Origin of the sequence: Chitinophaga varians, from assembly GCF_014529945.1 — a bacterium.
Lineage (GTDB): Bacteria > Bacteroidota > Bacteroidia > Chitinophagales > Chitinophagaceae > Chitinophaga > Chitinophaga varians.
In genome coordinates this window covers 1-2,138 of sequence record NZ_JACVFB010000017.1, presented here as the reverse complement: position 1 = coordinate 2,138, position 2,138 = coordinate 1, and the positions used below count along the sequence as shown (strand labels likewise).

2 protein-coding genes are annotated in these 2,138 nt (G+C 48.4%); both read left to right on the top strand.

The features are described 5' to 3' along the window. Nucleotides 1-426, top strand: a 426-nt coding sequence (locus tag ICL55_RS34840; RefSeq protein ID WP_188106688.1) for a phosphopantetheine-binding protein, incomplete at its 5' end; no start/stop codon positions are given. Next, the coding region (locus tag ICL55_RS34835) for a condensation domain-containing protein (protein ID WP_246496864.1) at nt 423-2,138 on the top strand (1,716 nt) is incomplete at its 3' end. The genes ICL55_RS34840 and ICL55_RS34835, both read left to right, overlap by 4 nt.

Sequence of the window (2,138 nt, the reverse complement as noted above, 5' to 3'; positions counted from 1 at the left end):
TATTTGTCGGGGCGCCTGCCGGAATATATGCATCCTTCCTATTACATCCACCTGACAGCTTTCCCCTTGTTGCTGAGCGGCAAGGTGGACCGCAAGCAGCTGCCTGCACCGGAATTGCCGTCCGGAGGATATTTCCGGCCAGCGACGAGTGAAACCGAACAAATGTTGGCCGGTATCTGGTCTGACGTGCTGCATATTGATAAAGACAAGATCAGCATCGACCAGAATTTCTTTGACCTGGGTGGGCATTCGCTGAAAGCGGGTTTAATGAAAGAAAAAATCAGGAAGTCATTTAATGTTGACATGCCCCTGAAAGAAATTTTCAGCAAAAACAATATTGAAAACATCGCTGATTATATCATCACCATACAACAAATGGAAAATGGTGTGACCGATCAGGAAGAAATAATAGACATACTGATATGAACATCGACGAGTATATCACCCACCTCCGCAAACACCACCACGTACTGATCACGGTTGAAAATGAGGAGCTGCGGGTCCGGGCAAAAAAGGAGGACCTGAGCCCTGAGATCGTGGAGCGTATCCGGGCAAAAAAAGAGGAGATCCTGTCTTTTTTTAAGGCTGTTCATGCTGGTAAAAAATACCTTGCTATAAAAAAAGCCCCTGATCAGGAATACTACCCACTATCTTCTGCGCAGCGGAGGTTGTATTTCCTGTATGAACTGGCGGAAGATGTAACGGCATACAATGTTCCACAGGTAATAAAAATAGAAGGTGTGCTTGACAGGGAAAAGGTTGTAACAGCTTTTAACAGATTACTGGAAAGGCATGAAACCCTGCGTACTGTTTTTGTCAGAAGAGAAGGTATACCTTATCAACAGATTTCCACCGGGGCCGTTTTGGATATACAATGGCGTAAGGCCACTGAAGGAGAAGTGCCGGCAATGATCAACGATTTTATACGGCCATTCGACCTGGGTAAAGCGCCGCTGATGAGAATAGGTGTGATCTCTTTGTCTCCGGCAAGTCACGTACTGATAGCAGACATGCATCATATTATAACAGACGGCGTGTCGCAAAAGATATTCATTCAGGACTTCATCCGTTTTTATAAAGGGGAGGAGCTGCCCATGCTTGCCCTGCAATACAGGGATTACGCGGAGTGGCAGCAAAGCGATGAACAACAGAAAGCAGTGGAAGCAATGGAAGTGTTCTGGTTGAGCGAGTTTGCTGATATGCCGGGCGTGCTTGAATTGGCGACTGATTTTTCCCGACCACCCATTAAAAGCTATGAAGGAGGAGTCGTGACGATTGATCTTAGCAAAGAGGAAACGGCACAATTAAGAAAGATCTGTGAGCAGCAGGGGGTAACCATGTACATGTTGTTGCTGGCCGGCTATTATGTTTTATTGAGCAGGTTGAGTGGTCAGGAAGACATTGTAGTGGGCACGCCGGTGGCTGGCCGTGAACATGCAGACCTGGAACAGATTATCGGGATGTTTGTGAACAGCCTTGCGTTGCGATGCCACCCTTCCGGGCACCTGCGCTTCGCTGCATTTCTGGAACAGGTAAAAGAGAAAGTGCTTACCTGTGTAGAGCAGCAAAATTACCCTTACGAAGAACTGATCCATAAACTGAAAGTTGACCGGGATGCCAGTCGTAATCCGCTGTTTGATACTATGTTTTCCTTCGATACGGCAGATCAACATGCCATCGAGCTGCCCGGACTGACGATAACACCCTATCGGGGAATTGGCCGGGCGTCTAAATTTGATCTTTCGCTGTTGGCTTATGAACAGGAAGATCAGCTTTACTTTGAGTTTGAGTATGCGGTTAAATTGTTCCGGGAGGAATCAGTAGAAAGATTTGCAGCTGGCTTCAGACACCTGCTGCTGCTGATAGTCGCGGACACGTCTCTGCCGCTTTCTGCGCTTTGTTTGCCATTACCGCCGCAACTGGCGGCGTGGTGCCAGGGGGAACAAGCGGAAAGTCTGCTGGCCGATGAATGCCGGACTTTTACCGTGTTATTTGCCGAACAGGCGGCCCGTACGCCCTTGCAGGTTGCAGTAAAACACAACGGACAAGAACTGACCTATCAGGAGCTCTACAGCCTGTCTGAGCAGATAGCCTTTCATTTACAGCAACGGGGCGTTGTTGCCGGCGACCGGGTGGCG